The following is a 15,031-nucleotide window of genomic DNA, read 5'->3' on the forward strand; positions in this document are numbered from 1 at the left end:
CTGCGACATCATCAGAACGCGCCGATCGCGGCGCCGGGCAAAGCGGTGAATAAAAGATAACAGCCGGGCATTTTCGCCGATTTGCCAACCGGTGACAATCAATGCTTTTACCGGCCGGGCGGATTACGCCAGCGGCAGCGCCATCACGATCGCATCTTCGCGGCCTTGAGTACTCGGGTAATAATTGCGGCGCACGGTGACCTCGTTGAAACCGAGATTTTCATACAGTGCGATCGCCACCTGGTTGGAAGCGCGCACCTCCAGCCACAGCGTAACCACGCCACGGCTCTCCAGCTGTTCGATCAACGCGTTGAGCAGCAGGCGGCCAAAGCCCCGGCGCTGGTGCTGCGGATGAATGGCGATGTTGAACAGCGTGGCTTCATCCAGCACGATCTGCGTGATGGCGAACCCCGCCATCTCCCCGTCGGCGCTCAGCTTCAGGTTAAGGTAGCGATCGCCCTGATTGCTGGCGAAGGTGGTTTCCGTCCAGGGGAAAGCGTGGCTGGCTTGCTCAATGGTGAAGGCCGTGGCCAGATCGGCCGCCGTCAGGGTAGAAATCGTGTTCATGATGACAAATCTGCTGCCAGAGGGCGCGCTTGGCCCCCGCGTCTTGGGAAAGCTCGGCCAGCGCCGGGCTGTGAAGCTGCGCTCCGGCGACCGCAAGCGGTTCTGCCACGCCCAGCCGCCAACTGTTGCATGCGGTCTCTTCAGGCAGCATCGCCGCCTGTTCCGGCGTCAGGCTGTAGGTTTGCGCCGGCGTCAGCCCCAGGCTGCGCAGCACATCGCAAAACAGCGGGTCGTCGGGCGCGGGCAGCGTCTGCGCCACCACCAACAGGCGCGCCTCGGGCGGCAGACTGACCGCCACTTCGCCCTGCAACACGCTCGGGCGGCGCAATGTCCACTGCGTAATACCCAGTTGTTGTAACAGCCAGTCGCGTTTTGATGCCATGCCGATTCCTACCCGTTGTGGTGCGCCATGCCTGCCATGCGCCGCGCTATGCTAACAAACCCGCGCAGCCCGCGCCAACAAACCCGTCGAACATATCGCCACAAAGCTCTATAATCCCCGGTCTCATTTCCAGGAGCCAATATCTGATGTCTGCATTAACCCCCGCCAGTGAAGTCATGCTGCGCCACAGTGATGAATTTATCGAACGCCGCGTGCTGTTTGCCGGCGACCTGCAGGACAGCCTGCCGGCCCAATTCGAGGCCGCGGACGTGCGCGTCCACACCCAGCAATACCATCACTGGCAGTTACTGAACCGGACGATGGGCGATAACGTGCAGTTCGGTTTGACCGTCGATCCCGCTTTCGTCGCCGACTGCGACACGCTGGTTTACTACTGGCCGAAGAGCAAGCAGGAAGCGCAATTCCAGCTGTGCAACATCCTGGCGCTGCTGCCGGTGGGCGTAGACGTGTTCGTGGTCGGTGAAAACCGCAGCGGCGTGCGCAGCGCCGAGCCAACGCTGGAAGGCCACGTTGCGCTGGTGAAAATCGACAGCGCGCGCCGCTGCGGCCTGTATCACGGCCGCCTGGACGCGCAGACCGAATTCGACCTAAACGACTGGTGGGACAGCTATCAGCTGCACGATCTGGAAGTGAAAACGCTGCCGGGCGTGTTCAGCCGCGACGGCCTGGACGTCGGCAGCTCGCTGCTGCTGTCGACGCTGGAAAAACACATGAAAGGCAAGGTGCTGGACATCGGCTGCGGCGCCGGCGTGATGGCCTCGGTGATGGCCAAGCTGTCGCCGAAGGTGAAACTGACCCTCAGCGACGTCAACGCCGCCGCGGTGGAATCCAGCCGCGCGACGCTGGCCGCCAACGGCATCGAAGGCGAAGTGATCGTCAGCAACGTTTACTCCGACATCACCGGCCGTTTCGACATGATCATCTCCAACCCGCCGTTCCACGACGGGCTGCAGACCAGCCTGACCGCCGCCGAAACCCTGATCCGTGGCGCGGTGAAACACCTGCCGATCGGCGGCCAGCTGCGCATCGTCGCCAACGCCTTCCTGCCGTATCCGGACATTCTGGACGCCACCTTCGGCAGCCACGAAGTGCTGGCGCAGAACGGCCGCTTCAAGGTGTATCAGGCCACCGTCGGCCGCCCACCGCGCACGCCGAAGAAGAAATAATTCGCCGTTGGTGGAAAACGACAGAGCGCGGCCTGAGGCCGCGCTTTTTTTTTAACCGTTGATATAGGCCATCGACTCGGCGCCGTAGCGATCGCCGGCCGCCGCACTCAGCGGAAACACCGCTTCGATCGCCGCCAGTTCGGCCGCGCTCAGCGTTATCTCCGCCGCCGCGACGTTCTCTTCCAGATAGCGACGGCGTTTGGTGCCAGGGATCGGCACGATGTGCTCACCCTGCGCCAACACCCAGGCCAGCGCCAGCTGTGAAGGCTTGACGCCCTTCTGCGCCGCCAGCTCCCCCACTTTCTCCACCAGCGCCAGGTTGCGGGCGAAGTTTTCGCCCTGGAAGCGCGGGTTGCCGCGGCGGAAATCGTCCTCAGCCAGATCCTCCGGCCGCCGGATAGCACCGGTAAGGAAACCGCGCCCTAACGGGCTGTAAGGCACAAAGCCGATCCCCAGGCGCTCACAAGCCGCCAGCACGCCCTGTTCGGCATCGCGCGTCCACAGCGAATACTCGGTCTGCAACGCCGTGATCGGATGCACTTTGTGCGCCCGCTCCAGCGTGGCGACCGACGCCTCGCTCAGGCCGATATAGCGGATCTTGCCTTCGCGGATCAGATCCGCCATCGTGCCGACGACGTCTTCGATCGGCACCTGCGGATCGACCCGATGCTGATAATAAAGATCGATCTCCTCTACGCCCAAGCGCCGAAGGATCCGCCGGATCGCGCAGGATGCCGAACTTGGTGGCCAGGAACACCTGTTGCCGTTTGCCCTTGATCGCTTCCCCCACCAACTCCTCGTTGGTGTGCGGGCCATACATGTCGGCGGTGTCGAGCAGCGTGACGCCCAGCTCCAGCGCCCGGTGCAGCGTGGCGATGGCCTCCTGCCGATCGGCGCCGGTGGAGTAGAAGTCGCTCATGCCCATGCATCCCAGCCCCAGGGCGGAGACGACGGGACCGTGGGAACCCAGTTTACGTTGTTGCATTGTGCTGCCCTCATGCGATGAACGGATAACGCAGCAAAGTCTGGTTGTTTACACTACAAAGATAAATAATGCAGATCGCACATCACTGTTCAAAAATCACCAACAATCTGGAGTGGACATGGATCAGGTTCAAGCCATGCGCATTTTTACCCGCATCGTCGAACTGGGCAGCTTCAGCCGGGCCGCCGAGCGCCTGCAGCTGCCGCGCGCCACGGTCAGCAACGCGCTGAAGCGGCTGGAGCAGCGGCTGGGCGTGCGCCTGCTGATCCGCACCACCCGCCAGGTACAGGTGACCAGCGAAGGCAGCCTTTACTATCAACGCTGCGTACAGCTGCTGGGAGCGCTTGAGGAAGCGGACACGCTGTTCAGCCACCATAAGCTGCAGCCGTCCGGCAAGGTGCGCATCGATATGCCCCATTCGCTGGCACGCCAGATCGTCATTCCGGCGCTGGACGACTTTTACCGGCGCTATCCCGACATCACGCTGGCGCTGGGCGCCAACGACACCCACGTCGATCTGTTGCGCGAAGGCGTAGACTGCGTGCTGCGCGCCTGGGAAACCGAAGACGACAGCCTGGTGGCGCGGCGCATCGCCCAGCTGCCGCAGATCACTTGCGCTTCCCCCGCTTACCTGCAGGCCTGCGGCACGCCGCTCGACATCGATAGCCTGGCGCCGCACCGCGCGGTAGGGTATTTTTCCCTGGCCAGCAACCGCGATTATCCGCTGGAATTCTGCCGTGGCGGCAAGGTGGAACTGCGCGAACTCCCCGCCCGGCTGAGCGTCAGCGGCGCCGACGCCTACATCGCCGGCGCGCGTGCCGGCATGGGGTTGATTCAGGCGGCGCGCTATTCACTTGCTCCCTGGCTGGAACGGGGCGAACTGGTGGAAGTGTTGGCGGGCACGCCGCCTCCGCCGATGCCGATTTACATCATGTATCCACCCGGCCGTTTCCTGGCGCCACGGGTCAGGGTGTTGATTGATTGGCTGATTTGGCTGTTTGACCAGCAGAAAAGCGGCGATATGGCTGTTTTTCCAGCAAACGCCCGCAAAGCGGGGAAATAACTGTTGACGTGCCCGCCAAAATCTCTAGAATTCGCCTCCGTGGTAACGTTACTCCGGTAATGTTTCTGGTACGCGAAGGTGGCGGAATTGGTAGACGCGCTAGCTTCAGGTGTTAGTGTCCTTACGGACGTGAGGGTTCAAGTCCCTCTCTTCGCACCAAATAACCACATGATTTATATTGCACTCAGCATCGATGCGAAGGTGGCGGAATTGGTAGACGCGCTAGCTTCAGGTGTTAGTGTTCTTACGGACGTGAGGGTTCAAGTCCCTCTCTTCGCACCAAGCTGGCGACGTAATATAAATCAAAGCAACAACATCGACTGTGCGAAGGTGGCGGAATTGGTAGACGCGCTAGCTTCAGGTGTTAGTGTCCTTACGGACGTGAGGGTTCAAGTCCCTCTCTTCGCACCAATTGATGATCTCTCCGATAGTTCCTTCGAAAAAATCCCAACGCATTGATGATAAACACGCCTAAGCGTGGTTTTGCCGTTTCCGGCGTTTACGCGAAGCTGAAGTTGAGGCTGATTGCCGCCAGGCCGCCCGCCAGCGCCATGCAGGAAGGCAGCAGCAGATAGTGACGCAGCCGGCTGTTGAACAGCATCACCAGCGTCGCCAGCATCGCTATCACAATCAGGGTGCGCAGCTGCATCATATTCAGATCGATCAAGGCCAGCAGCGGCATCAGCGCGCACGGCAGCAAAACGCCCCAGGCGCTGGCCAGGCGATCGCCGAGGCACCAGCTGACGCCCCACAGTCCACACGCGGCAATCATGGCGGTGAGCATGATAACCCCCCTTTAACTGATAATGATAACCAATATCATATAACACTTTTTTGGCCGCCGCATCATTTTCACTGCGGTGACCAAACCCAGATGACACCAGCATGAAAAAATGATAATTTGACATAAGAAAATTCCTAGTCCTGTTTGCATGATAATAATCACAATCATCAACCATGCAACTTCCGTGGATATTTCGCGCCGAGGGAATGCTTCTCAACCTTAATTATTCGACAGAACGACTTTGCAAAGAGTGACCTCCGTATGAACGCCCGTTCTTATCAGGAATTACTGAACAGCAAGCAGCGCCTGGCATTATTTCTTTTTCTAATGATGAATGCCGCCTCTTCCGTATTTACGTTATTGTTCCCTTTTAGGGATGTCCCTTCTTTTACTCTGCCTTTATTATGCATACCGTTATTTTGTCTGGCAGCAGCGCTATTTTCTCTGTCCGCGCCGCGGCAATACGTAGGCAAACTCAACCTGTTCGCCAGCGTGCTCGGCCTGCTGTGGGCCGCGCACATCTACGTTAAAAGTCAATATTGCTTGCCGAATAACCAAGATTTTTTATTAATTAGTTTGTTCAGCATCTTTTTTATCAGCGCTATTTCTCTGACGGATAACTTTACCGCCTTTTGTTTACACGCCGTGCCTTCCGCAATGATGATCCTGGTTTTAGACGGCATGCATAATACCCTGCGGATATTATTCACCACGCTATTACCTATTATCGCTTTCTCCATTCATCACCTGATGTTGAAACGCAGTGAAATCTTTACCCACGCGCTGGTGGCCAACCTGTACAACGAACGGGACAAGTTCAATAATTTGAGCATGCTCGATCCCCTGACCGGTCTTTATAACCGCCGCGGGCTGGAGAATAAGATCAACATGCTGCTGGAACCGCAAACCGGCCGCCACTACGTGCTGCTGCTGGATATCGACCACTTCAAGGTCTACAACGACAGCTACGGCCACGCCATGGGCGACCGGGCGCTGGTGCAGGTGGCGATCGCCATCCGCGATGCGGTGCGTTCACGCGACATTGTGGTGCGCTACGGCGGGGAGGAGTTTTTAGTGCTGCTGACCAACGTGCACGAAGGCTACGCGGCGCAGCTGGCCGAGCGGGTGCGCCAACGGGTGGCGGAACTGAACATCCCACACGGCGCCAGCCCGCAGCACAGCGGCACGCTGACGCTCAGCGCCGGCATCTCCGCGCTGGAAAAGCTGGACGTCGAATCGGCGATCGGCGCAGCCGACGCCGCGCTCTATCTGGCGAAGCACAGCGGCCGCAACAATATCCAGCTGGCGCAAAACGTCCAGCCTGCGGTCATTCACCCTTAAGCCGACGGCCGGTATTGAAACTCAGGCGGCGGTGAAACGCAGCCCGTTCAGCAACAGGTTCAAACTGGCCAAGGCCTGCTCCAGCGCTGTGTCTTTTTCCGGGTGATGGGCGACCCACAGCGCGGCATCCATCAGGCCGCCATTGATCAAATGCGCCAGCGATTCCGGCTCGGCGACGGCGATACGCCGCTGTGCCATCAACGCCTGCAATGCGCCCGTCATCCAGACAATGCACGCCAGCTTGCTGGCCTGCAGATATTCAGCCCCCAGTACCGAAGGTGAGTCGCGCAGCAGAATGCGCTGCGCTTGCGGCTCCGTCATCATGATCAAATACCCGCGACAACGCGCCGCAAACGCCTCCCATTCATCCGCCGTACTCGCGGTAATGTCGGCCAGACGCGCATCCATTTCAGCATCAATCGCCTTCACCACCGCCAGAAACAACCCCTTTTTATCGCCAAAATGGTGATAGAGCGCGCCGCGCGTCATGCCGGCTTGCGCGGTAAGTTCATCCATCACCGTCTCGGCATACCCCACGCTGCCAAACTGCTGACGGGCAGCCGCCACCAGCTTTTGTCGGGTTTCTTCAATCATTTCGGTACGCGCTTTACGTGCCATGGGTCCACTCCGCCTCGTTATTGATGACGTTATAATTGACATACGCTATGTATGTCAATTAACGTAACATACGTGGCGTATGTCAATGATGGACATTGAGCGAATACCGAGCCGCCAACATTCCGGAGCCCTTTCCATGGCAAATCCTTATTTCAAACTGTTCAACGCCCCGGGCAGCAAGGCGTTTTCCTCTGCCGGGCTGATCGCGCGCCTGCCGGTCTCGATGACCGGTATCGGCATCATCACCATGCTCTCACAGGTACGCGGCTCCTATTGGTTGGCGGGCGCGGTGGCGGCGACGTTCGCCTTTTCCATGGCGCTGCTTGCGCCGCAAATCGCGCGCGCGGCGGATCGTCACGGCCAAAGCCGCGTGTTGCCCTACGCCACCGGGGTCAGCGCGATCGCCCTGCTGCTGCTGTTGCTCTGCACCCACTATCGGGCGCCGGACTGGACGCTGTTTGTCTTCGCCGCGCTCGCGGGCAGCATGCCCAGCATCTCTGCGATGGTCAGGGCCCGCTGGAGCGAAATTTATCGCAGCACGCCACAGCTGCACACGGCATTTTCATTCGAGTCCGTATTGGACGAGGTGGCCTTTATCGTCGGCCCACCGATCGCCGTGGGGCTTAGCGTTTCACTCTTCCCAGAGGCCGGCCCTCTGGTGGCCGCGCTGCTTCTGGTGGCGGGCGTTGCGGCATTCGCCTCGCAAAAAAGCACTCAGCCTCCGGTTTACGCCCACAATAACCAGCGGCAGCGCGCCATCCTGGCCATGCCGTCGATGCAGATCCTGGTGCTGGCGCTGATCGCTCTGGGTACCATCGTCGGCACCGTGGACGTTATCAGTGTGGCCTTCGCCGAGCAGCAAGGGCAGCCGGCCGCCGCCAGCATCGTGCTGTCGGTTTACGCGTTCGGCTCCTGCCTGGCCGGGCTGATTTTCGGCGCAATTAAGATCCCCGTCCCCTTGCCTCGTCTGTTCTTATACGCGGCATTCGCCACCGCCTTCACCACCCTGCCGCTGCTGTGGGTGCACAATGTCTTGACGCTGGCGGCGGCGATGTTTGTCGCGGGATTGTTTTTTGCGCCGACCATGATCGTTGCCATGGGGCTGGTTGAAAACATCGTGCCGCCCTCCAGACTGACGGAGGGGTTGACCTGGATGGTCACCGGCCTGGGGATAGGCGTGGCGCTCGGCGCCGCATTGGCGGGCCTGGCGATCGATGCCATAGGGATAACGGCCGGCTTCAGCGTCACGCTCACCGCTGGGCTGATCGTGCTGCTGGTGGCGGCAGGCGGCTACCGCTTAATGCGGCGAACGCTGGCCTTGAAAGCGGCGTGAATCGCCCGCGCTAAGCGGTTTCCCAAATCGCCCTGCCCTGCCAGCGCCGTTCGATCGCCGCCAGGAACAGCTTCACCTTGGGGGAGAGATGGCGTCGGCTGGGATAGACGGCGCAGATCGGCGGCCCCGGGCGACAATAGCGCTCCAGCACCGGCACCAGCGTGCCGGCCGCAATCTGCTCGCCGACCAGAAACGCCCCCACCTGGCACAGGCCGGCTCCGGCGACGGCCGCATCCCGCAAGGCCTCGACGTTGTTGAAACGCATCCGGCCGCGCACCGGCTGTTCGTGCAGTTGGCCGTTGACCAAATAGCGCCAGGGCGCCGGCAGCCCCTGATGGCTGAAGACCAGCGTCTCGTGATCGCCCAACGCCTCCGGTTTTGCAGGCGTACCGTGCCGCGCCAGATAATCCGGCGCCGCGCAGGTGATCAGGCGATGCGGCGCGAGCACCCGCCGCACCAGCCGGCTGTCGTCGCTGCCGCCAACGCGGACAGCCACGTCGATGCCGTCGCGCACCAGATCGCTGTAATCGTCGGAGAAGCTGACGTCGGCGTCCACCTCCGGCCACTGCGCCAAAAACTCCCGCAAAATCGGCAGGATATGCAACCGCCCCAACGAGACCGGCAGATCCAGCCGCAGCCGCCCGCGCGGGGTTTGCCGCCGCGTATTCAGCGCCGTTTCCGCCTCTTCGGCCTGCGACAGGATGCGCTGCGCATACTCGTAAAACACCGCGCCGTCTTCGGTCAGGCTGACGCTGCGCGTGGTGCGCTGCAGCAGCCGGGTAGCCAATCGCTCCTCCAACCGGTTCACGCATTTGCCCGCCGCCGATCGGGAAATGCCCAGCCTCTCGGCCGCCAGCGTGAAGCTGCAGGCGTCGGCGACGCGAATGAACACCAGCAGGTCGGTCAGGTTATCCAACGGCATAGACGGTAAATTGGCCACGATTTGTCCCCAATATTGCGCATTCAGGCCAGTTTATCAGCCATTTTGGCGCGGATACACTGAGGATCTTCATTTGTTGGGAGAATCATTATGAGTGCCTTACACGCCGGCGGCGGCGCAAAACCCTGGCTGGCAACCTTCACCATCGGCCTGTCCACCTTTACCGTCGTCACGGCAGAAATGCTGCCCGTCGGGCTGCTGACTCCGATCGTCAGTACCCTGAACGCGACGATCGGCCGCGCCGGATTACTGATTTCCCTGCCCGCCCTGTTTGCCGCGCTGTTCGCCCCGCTGGTAGTGCTGGGCGCCCGGCGCACGGATCGCCGCAGCCTGCTGATCGCCTTTCTGCTGCTGCTGATCGCCGCCAACCTGCTGGCCGCCGCCGCCACCTCCATGGCGCTGCTGTTCGCTGCGCGCATCCTGCTGGGCTTTTGCATCGGCGGTATCTGGGCTATCGCGGGTGGGTTGGCGGAACGTCTGGTGCCGCCGGCCTCCGTCGGATTGGCGCTGTCCGTCATCTTCGGCGGCGTAGCGGCAGCCTCGGTGTTCGGCGTGCCGCTCGGGGTGTTCCTCGGCGAAGCGCTAGGCTGGCGCATGGCGTTTCTGGCCGTCGCCGTCCTGGCGGCGCTGATCCTGCTCCTGCTGCTGTGCGTGCTGCCGCCGCTACCGGTCACGCAGGCGGTGAGCTGGCGCTTATTCACCGCGCAGCGCGCGAATCGCCGGCTGCTCCTCGGGCTGCTGCTGACGTTTCTGCTGGTCGCCGGCCACTTTATGGCTTACACCTTTGTCCGCCCGCTGCTGCAGACGGTCGCCGGCATCGAGGGCCGCTGGGTGGGGCCGCTGCTGTTCGCCTACGGCGCCGCCGGTATCGTCGGGAATTTCATCGCCGGCCAGGCCGCCACCAAACGGCTGCGCCGCACCCTGGCGCTGATCGCCCTCGGGCTGGCGCTCGCCGTCCTGCTGCTGCCGCTGCTGGGCCACGCGCCGCTGAGCGGCAGCGCCTTCCTCCTGCTGTGGGGCATCGCCTACGGCGGCGTTTCCGTTTCGCTAATGGCGTGGATGCTCAAGGCGGCCCCCGACGCGGTCGAGGTCGCCTCTTCGCTGTATATCGCGCTGTTTAATCTGGCGATTTCCTGCGGTTCACTGGCGGGCGGGCTGGTGGTGGATGCCGGAGGCTTGACGCTAAACGGCGTGCTGTCCGGCATCGTGCTGCTACTGGCGTTGGCGATCTTGATGCGAACCCGCCCACAGGCGCTGACAACGGCGGCGAAGGCCGATTCGCCGCCGGGTTGAATCAGGCGCGGCGCTGCCGCAGGCCGTAAACCAGCACCACCGCGAAGCACAGCAGCGGCAGCAGATAAGAGAGCGCGGTGCTGTAACGATCGGCCAGCGCCCCCATAAAGTACGGCATGATGGCGCCGCCGACGATCGCCATGATCATAAAGGAGCTGGCGCGCTTGGTGTGTTTACCCAGGTTTTTCACCCCCAGGGCGAAAATGGTCGGGAACATGATCGACATAAAGAAGAATACCGCGATCAGCGCCACCACCGACACGCCGTCAACGCTCAGCATCACCACGCCGCACAGCGCGATGTTGATCAGCGCATAGGCCGCCAACAGCGTCGCCGGCTTGACTCGCCCCATCAACCAGGTGCTGAAGAAGCGCCCGACCATAAAGCAGATCATGGCGATCGACAGCAGGTAAGAGGCGCTCTGGTTAGACACCTCGCGCCAGTGCTCGGTGGCATAGTTGATGAAGAACGCCCCTACGCCCACCTGCGCCGCCACGTAGAAGAACTGCGTGATGACCCCGCCGACGAAATGCGGATGCTGCCACAATCCCTGCGCTATCACGCCGTGCACCGGTTTTTCCTCTTCGCGGATCGCCGGCAGCCGGGTGCGGCTGAACAACAGCGCGATCAGCAGCACCAGCACGGCGATCGCCACATAGGTCATCTTCACCGCGCTCTGATCGCCGCCGCCGGCGGACTGGCTGGCGGAGAAGAACAACGTGCCGCCGATCAACGGGCCGATAAACTGCCCGAGGCCGTTGAACGACTGGGCCAGGTTGAGCCGCCGTTCGGCGCCCTGCGCGTCGCCCAGCACCGTGGCGTACGGGTTGGCGGCCGTTTCCAGGCAGCCCAAACCGCTGGCGATAACGAACAGCGCGAACAGGAACACGCCGAAGCTGTTGGCCGACGCCGCCGGCACGAACAGCAGCGCCCCCAGCGCATACAGACACAGCCCGACCAGAATGCCCGCCTTATAGCCCTTGCGGTCCATAAAGTATCCGGCGGGCAGCGCCACCAGGAAATAGGCGCCGAAATAGGCCGCCTGCAACAGCCCCGACTGCGCCTTGGTAACGTGCAACGTCTCCTGAAAATGTTTGTTCAATACGTCCAGCAGGCCATAGGACAGCCCCCACATGAAGAACAGGCTGGTGACCAGGATAAAGGCCCAGCGCAGATTGGCGGTCACGGGGACGCCCGGCTGCGCGGAGGCCGCACTTTTTTCAGCAAGCATGGTGATACCCTCGTATCGTCTGGCGATGATGATGTTGGCGTTATTGCTGTTGCAGAGAAAATATCCGCGCCATTTCCACCCATTTTTCGCCCTGCGGCGTCCAGGGGGTGGCGGCCTGGTAGTGCCACATCAGCGCTTCCCATCGCTGTACTTCGGGGTTGTTCAGGCTGGCGGCGTCAAAACGCGCGGCGTCGAAATCGGCGCTGACCTCCACGATCATGAACAGCCGGGTGCCCAACCGGTAAATCTCCATGTCCAGAATGCCGTGCTCACGCAAATGTGCGGCGATGCCCGGCCAGATGCGCTGATGATGCTGCTGGTACTCCGCAATCAGCGCCGGTGAGTCAATCAGATCGAGCGCCTGGCAGAAACGGCGCCGCCCTGCCACCGCGCCGCTCACGTCAGCGCCCGATCGAGATGCAGGTAGCCGCCGTCCACCGACAGCCATTGCCCGGTGGTGTGCGACGACCGCGACGACAACAGGAACGCCACGGTGTCGGCGATCTCTTGCGGCGTGGTCATGCGCTGCCCGAGCGGAATGCGCGCGGTGATTTTCTCCATCTGCCGCTGCGGCTCGGCGAAGGTGTTGAGCCAGCGCTGGTACTGCGGGGTGATCACCTCCGCCGGCACCACCGCGTTCACCCGCACCCCGTCATGGCGCAGCGACACCGCCCATTCGCGCGTCAGCGCCAGCACCGCGCCTTTGGCGGCGGTGTAGCCGCTGGTGCCGCCCTGGCCGCTGAGCGCGGTCTTGGAGGCGATGTTGACGATGGCGCCCCGGCTTTCCTGCAGCGCCACCTGGCACAGGTGCGCCATCAGGTAATAGTGCACCAGGTTTTTTTCCAACGAGCCGACGAACGCTTCGCGCCCCGCCTCCAGCCCGACACCGTCGTTGACCCCGGCGTTATTCACCAGCCCGTCGATGCGGCCGAAGGCCGCCAGCGTCTGGCTGACCGCGCGGCGGCAGGCCGCCTCGTCGCACAGTTCGGTGAGGATCACCTCGGTGCGTGGCTGCAGCCGCTGCAAGTCGGCCAGCAGCGCCGCCTCCGGCGCGGCGTTGGTAACCAGCACCGGGATCGCCCCTTCTTCGGCCAGCACATGAGCAATCGCCGCGCCGATGCCGGCACCGCCGCCGGTGACCAGCACCACCTTATCTTGCAGATACAGATCCATAACCAGACTCCGTTAAACCGTAAATTCGCCAGGCGGTGTCGCCCCAAATCGCCGCCTGCTCGGCGGCCCCCAGCGTCGACAGCGCCCGTTCGCACAGCTGCATCACTTGGCGGTAGTCGCCGGCCAACAGGCACACCGGCCAGTCGGAGCCGAACATCAGCCGCTGCGGGCCGAACGCCTCCAGCGCGGCGTCGAAGAACGGCAGCAGTTCTTCCGCCTGCCACCGGCCACCCGGCGCCTCGGTGATCAACCCCGACAGCTTGCAGGCCACGTGCGGCAGCGCCGCCAGCGGCCGGATTTGCTGCGCCCAGTGCCGCGCGCCGCGCGCGATGTCCGGCTTGCCGAGATGATCCAACACCAGCCAGTGTTCATCGTGGCAGGCGGCGAACGCCGCCGCTGCCGCCAGATGCCGGTGCGTCACCAGGATCTCGTACACATACCCGGCGCGCTGCAGCGTTTGCATGCCGCGTTCCACCTCCGGCCGCGCCAGCCAGGCCGCCGGATCCGCTTCGTCCTGCACCTGATGGCGCACCCCGCGCAGCGCGCTGTAAGGCCGCAAGGCCTCCAGACGCTGCGCCAGCTGCGGCGCGGCGATGTCCAACCAGCCCACCACGCCGCATACGCCCTCGCCCTGTTCAGCCAGCGCCAGCAGGGCCAGCGTCTCGTCCTCGCTGGGGCGCGCCTGCACCGCCAGCGCGCCGTCGAACCCCTGTTCCTGCAACAGCGGCCGCAGCCGGGGCGGATCGAAATCCTGCCGCAGCACGCTCATCCGCTCGTCGATCCACGGGTAGTGCTGTGGGTGATAGCGCCAGTAGTGCTGGTGAGCGTCGATACGCGGCATGCGATCCTCCCGCCTCACCCGCGGAACCGATACTGCGCGATCGATGACGGATGCATCTCGATCGAATAGCCGGGACGGCTCGGCGGCATGTAGGCCGCGCCTTTGATCACGCAGGGATCGACAAAGTGTTCATGCAAATGATCGACATACTCGATCACCCGGCCTTCGTGGGTGCCGGCAATGCACAGGTAGTCGATCATCGACAGGTGCTGCACGTACTCGCACAGCCCGACGCCGCCGGCGTGCGGGCAGACCGGCAGCTGGTATTTGGCCGCCATCAGCATCACCGCCAGCACTTCGTTGACGCCGCCAAGGCGGCAGGCGTCGATCTGCACCACGTCTACCGCGCCGCGCATGATGAACTGCTTGAACATGATGCGGTTCTGGCACATCTCACCGGTGGCCACCTTGACCGGCGCCACCCCTTCGCGGATGCGGCGGTGCCCTTCCACGTCGTCCGGGCTGGTCGGCTCTTCGATAAACCAGGGTTTGGCGAACGCCAGATGCTTCACCCACGGAATGGCTTCGTCCACCTCCCACACCTGGTTGGCGTCGATCATCAGCCGGCGATCCGGGCCGATCACTTCACGCGCGATGCGCACCCGGCGGATGTCGTCTTCCAGATCGCGCCCGACCTTCAGCTTCAGGTAGGAGAAACCGGCGTCGACCGCTTCCTGGCACAGGCGGCGCAGCTTGTCGTCCGGATACCCCAGCCAGCCGGCGGAGGTGGTGTAGCAGGGGTAGCCTTCCTGCAGCAGCCGCGCCAGGCGCTGCTCTTTGCCCTCGGCCCTCTGCTTGAGCAGCGCCAGCGCCTCCTGCGGCGTGATGCAGTCGGTGATGTAACGGAAGTCGATGCAGCGCACCAGCTCCTCCGGCGTCATCTCCGCCACCAGCCGCCACACCGGCTTGCCGACCGATTTGGCCCACAGATCCCACACCGCGTTGACCACCGCGCCGGTCGCCAGGTGAATGGCCCCCTTGTCCGGCCCGATCCAGCGCAGCTGGCTGTCGCTGGTGAAACGCCGCCAGAAGGCGCCCATGTCGGCGGCGATATCCTCCAGCCGCTCGCCGACGATCTGATGCTCCAGCGCGCGGATCGCCGCGCAGCAGATCTCGTTGCCGCGGCCGATGGTGAACGTCAGCCCGTGGCCGCTGAGATCCGCGCGATCGGTCTCCAGGATCACGTAAGCGGCGGAATAGTCGGGATCCGGATTCATGGCGTCGGATCCGTCCAGCCCCAGCGACGTGGGGAAACGAATGTCTTCAACCCGCAGTGCGGTAATGGTGGTCATG

The 15,031-nt window shown here is 62.7% G+C and carries 15 protein-coding genes, 3 tRNA genes and 1 pseudogene; 8 read left to right on the forward strand and 11 right to left on the reverse strand.

Annotation, left to right across the window (positions count from 1 at the left end):
* Positions 1–123 precede the first annotated feature (123 nt).
* A complete protein-coding gene (gene rimI, locus ACJ8HT_RS04580) occupies positions 124–567 on the reverse strand; it encodes a ribosomal protein S18-alanine N-acetyltransferase (protein WP_197652756.1) in 444 nt (147 codons plus the stop codon).
* Positions 512–949: a DNA polymerase III subunit psi gene (locus ACJ8HT_RS04585; RefSeq protein WP_049198060.1), complete on the reverse strand. Its 438-nt coding sequence runs from the start codon at positions 947–949 to the stop codon at positions 512–514. Before ACJ8HT_RS04585 ends, rimI begins: the two co-directional genes overlap by 56 nt.
* 146 nt (positions 950–1,095) lie before the next feature.
* On the opposite strand from ACJ8HT_RS04585, the gene rsmC reads away from it, so the two are divergent.
* Positions 1,096–2,136 carry a 16S rRNA (guanine(1207)-N(2))-methyltransferase RsmC gene (gene rsmC / locus ACJ8HT_RS04590; protein ID WP_197652757.1) on the forward strand — a complete coding sequence of 347 codons (1,041 nt, stop codon included), beginning with the start codon at positions 1,096–1,098 and terminating at the stop codon, positions 2,134–2,136.
* A 51-nt stretch (positions 2,137–2,187) separates the two neighbouring features.
* On the opposite strand, the pseudogene ACJ8HT_RS04595 reads toward rsmC, so the two are convergent.
* Positions 2,188–3,121: pseudogene (locus ACJ8HT_RS04595) on the reverse strand (aldo/keto reductase).
* Positions 3,122–3,239: 118 nt separating this feature from the next.
* Here ACJ8HT_RS04595 and ACJ8HT_RS04600 point away from each other — a divergent pair.
* From ACJ8HT_RS04600 to ACJ8HT_RS04615, 4 genes are all read left to right on the forward strand, one after another.
* Positions 3,240–4,184 carry a LysR family transcriptional regulator gene (locus ACJ8HT_RS04600; RefSeq protein WP_194573090.1) on the forward strand — a complete coding sequence of 315 codons (945 nt, stop codon included), beginning with the start codon at positions 3,240–3,242 and terminating at the stop codon, positions 4,182–4,184.
* A 72-nt stretch (positions 4,185–4,256) separates the two neighbouring features.
* Positions 4,257–4,343 (forward strand) — tRNA-Leu (locus ACJ8HT_RS04605).
* A 36-nt stretch (positions 4,344–4,379) separates the two neighbouring features.
* Positions 4,380–4,466 (forward strand) — tRNA-Leu (locus ACJ8HT_RS04610).
* 42 nt (positions 4,467–4,508) lie between these two features.
* Positions 4,509–4,595 (forward strand) — tRNA-Leu (locus ACJ8HT_RS04615).
* A gap of 88 nt (positions 4,596–4,683) precedes the next feature.
* Here ACJ8HT_RS04615 and ACJ8HT_RS04620 read toward each other — a convergent pair.
* The gene (locus tag ACJ8HT_RS04620) at positions 4,684–4,968 is read right to left on the reverse strand and encodes a DUF1435 domain-containing protein (RefSeq protein WP_048233751.1); all 285 of its coding nucleotides are present in this window, start codon (positions 4,966–4,968) and stop codon (positions 4,684–4,686) included.
* Between the two features lie 261 nt (positions 4,969–5,229).
* On the opposite strand from ACJ8HT_RS04620, the gene ACJ8HT_RS04625 reads away from it, so the two are divergent.
* Positions 5,230–6,309, forward strand: coding sequence for a GGDEF domain-containing protein (locus ACJ8HT_RS04625; protein WP_194573091.1), 1,080 nt, complete (start codon positions 5,230–5,232; stop codon positions 6,307–6,309).
* 21 nt (positions 6,310–6,330) lie between these two features.
* On the opposite strand, the gene ACJ8HT_RS04630 is transcribed toward ACJ8HT_RS04625, so the two are convergent.
* The gene (locus ACJ8HT_RS04630) at positions 6,331–6,927 is read right to left on the reverse strand and encodes a TetR/AcrR family transcriptional regulator (RefSeq protein ID WP_195873775.1); all 597 of its coding nucleotides are present in this window, start codon (positions 6,925–6,927) and stop codon (positions 6,331–6,333) included.
* Positions 6,928–7,063: 136 nt separating this feature from the next.
* Between ACJ8HT_RS04630 and ACJ8HT_RS04635 the strand changes: the two genes are divergently transcribed.
* On the forward strand, positions 7,064–8,260 hold the full coding sequence (locus tag ACJ8HT_RS04635) for an MFS transporter (RefSeq protein WP_195873776.1): 1,197 nt from the start codon (positions 7,064–7,066) through the stop codon (positions 8,258–8,260).
* Positions 8,261–8,270: 10 nt separating this feature from the next.
* On the opposite strand, the gene ACJ8HT_RS04640 is transcribed toward ACJ8HT_RS04635, so the two are convergent.
* Positions 8,271–9,182 carry a LysR family transcriptional regulator gene (locus ACJ8HT_RS04640; protein WP_195873801.1) on the reverse strand — a complete coding sequence of 304 codons (912 nt, stop codon included), beginning with the start codon at positions 9,180–9,182 and terminating at the stop codon, positions 8,271–8,273.
* Positions 9,183–9,290: 108 nt separating this feature from the next.
* Here ACJ8HT_RS04640 and ACJ8HT_RS04645 point away from each other — a divergent pair, with 108 nt between their 5' ends.
* A complete protein-coding gene (locus tag ACJ8HT_RS04645) occupies positions 9,291–10,493 on the forward strand; it encodes an MFS transporter (RefSeq protein ID WP_194571669.1) in 1,203 nt (400 codons plus the stop codon).
* Between the two features lies 1 nt (position 10,494).
* Here ACJ8HT_RS04645 and fucP read toward each other — a convergent pair whose 3' ends face one another.
* The 5 genes from fucP to ACJ8HT_RS04670 are packed head-to-tail and all read right to left on the reverse strand — an operon-like array spanning position 10,495 to position 15,030.
* Positions 10,495–11,724 carry an L-fucose:H+ symporter permease gene (gene fucP / locus ACJ8HT_RS04650; RefSeq protein ID WP_033637000.1) on the reverse strand — a complete coding sequence of 410 codons (1,230 nt, stop codon included), beginning with the start codon at positions 11,722–11,724 and terminating at the stop codon, positions 10,495–10,497.
* A 40-nt stretch (positions 11,725–11,764) separates the two neighbouring features.
* A complete protein-coding gene (locus ACJ8HT_RS04655; RefSeq protein ID WP_197652758.1) occupies positions 11,765–12,124 on the reverse strand; it encodes an L-rhamnose mutarotase in 360 nt (119 codons plus the stop codon).
* Entirely contained in the window at positions 12,121–12,897 is a 777-nt protein-coding gene (locus tag ACJ8HT_RS04660; protein WP_194571667.1) for an SDR family oxidoreductase, read from the reverse strand. Before ACJ8HT_RS04660 ends, ACJ8HT_RS04655 begins: the two co-directional genes overlap by 4 nt.
* A complete protein-coding gene (locus ACJ8HT_RS04665) occupies positions 12,875–13,738 on the reverse strand; it encodes an amidohydrolase family protein (RefSeq protein WP_194571666.1) in 864 nt (287 codons plus the stop codon). The genes ACJ8HT_RS04660 and ACJ8HT_RS04665 overlap by 23 nt, the downstream gene beginning before the upstream one ends.
* A 14-nt stretch (positions 13,739–13,752) precedes the next feature.
* Positions 13,753–15,030: an L-fuconate dehydratase gene (locus ACJ8HT_RS04670; RefSeq protein WP_060440810.1), complete on the reverse strand. Its 1,278-nt coding sequence runs from the start codon at positions 15,028–15,030 to the stop codon at positions 13,753–13,755.
* Position 15,031 lies beyond the last annotated feature (1 nt).

Origin of the sequence: Serratia sp. CY44782, assembly GCF_052168715.1 — a bacterium.
GTDB classification, from domain to species: Bacteria; Pseudomonadota; Gammaproteobacteria; order Enterobacterales; family Enterobacteriaceae; genus Serratia; species Serratia nevei.

Coding starts and splice junctions, on each gene's coding strand:
- rimI (WP_197652756.1), bottom strand. CDS start 567: ATGAACACGATTTCTACCCTGACGGCGGCCGATCTGGCCACGGCCTTC.
- ACJ8HT_RS04585 (WP_049198060.1), bottom strand. CDS start 949: ATGGCATCAAAACGCGACTGGCTGTTACAACAACTGGGTATTACGCAG.
- rsmC (WP_197652757.1), top strand. CDS start 1,096: ATGTCTGCATTAACCCCCGCCAGTGAAGTCATGCTGCGCCACAGTGAT.
- ACJ8HT_RS04600 (WP_194573090.1), top strand. CDS start 3,240: ATGGATCAGGTTCAAGCCATGCGCATTTTTACCCGCATCGTCGAACTG.
- ACJ8HT_RS04620 (WP_048233751.1), bottom strand. CDS start 4,968: ATGCTCACCGCCATGATTGCCGCGTGTGGACTGTGGGGCGTCAGCTGG.
- ACJ8HT_RS04625 (WP_194573091.1), top strand. CDS start 5,230: ATGAACGCCCGTTCTTATCAGGAATTACTGAACAGCAAGCAGCGCCTG.
- ACJ8HT_RS04630 (WP_195873775.1), bottom strand. CDS start 6,927: ATGGCACGTAAAGCGCGTACCGAAATGATTGAAGAAACCCGACAAAAG.
- ACJ8HT_RS04635 (WP_195873776.1), top strand. CDS start 7,064: ATGGCAAATCCTTATTTCAAACTGTTCAACGCCCCGGGCAGCAAGGCG.
- ACJ8HT_RS04640 (WP_195873801.1), bottom strand. CDS start 9,182: ATGCCGTTGGATAACCTGACCGACCTGCTGGTGTTCATTCGCGTCGCC.
- ACJ8HT_RS04645 (WP_194571669.1), top strand. CDS start 9,291: ATGAGTGCCTTACACGCCGGCGGCGGCGCAAAACCCTGGCTGGCAACC.
- fucP (WP_033637000.1), bottom strand. CDS start 11,724: ATGCTTGCTGAAAAAAGTGCGGCCTCCGCGCAGCCGGGCGTCCCCGTG.
- ACJ8HT_RS04660 (WP_194571667.1), bottom strand. CDS start 12,897: ATGGATCTGTATCTGCAAGATAAGGTGGTGCTGGTCACCGGCGGCGGT.
- ACJ8HT_RS04665 (WP_194571666.1), bottom strand. CDS start 13,738: ATGCCGCGTATCGACGCTCACCAGCACTACTGGCGCTATCACCCACAG.
- ACJ8HT_RS04670 (WP_060440810.1), bottom strand. CDS start 15,030: ATGACCACCATTACCGCACTGCGGGTTGAAGACATTCGTTTCCCCACG.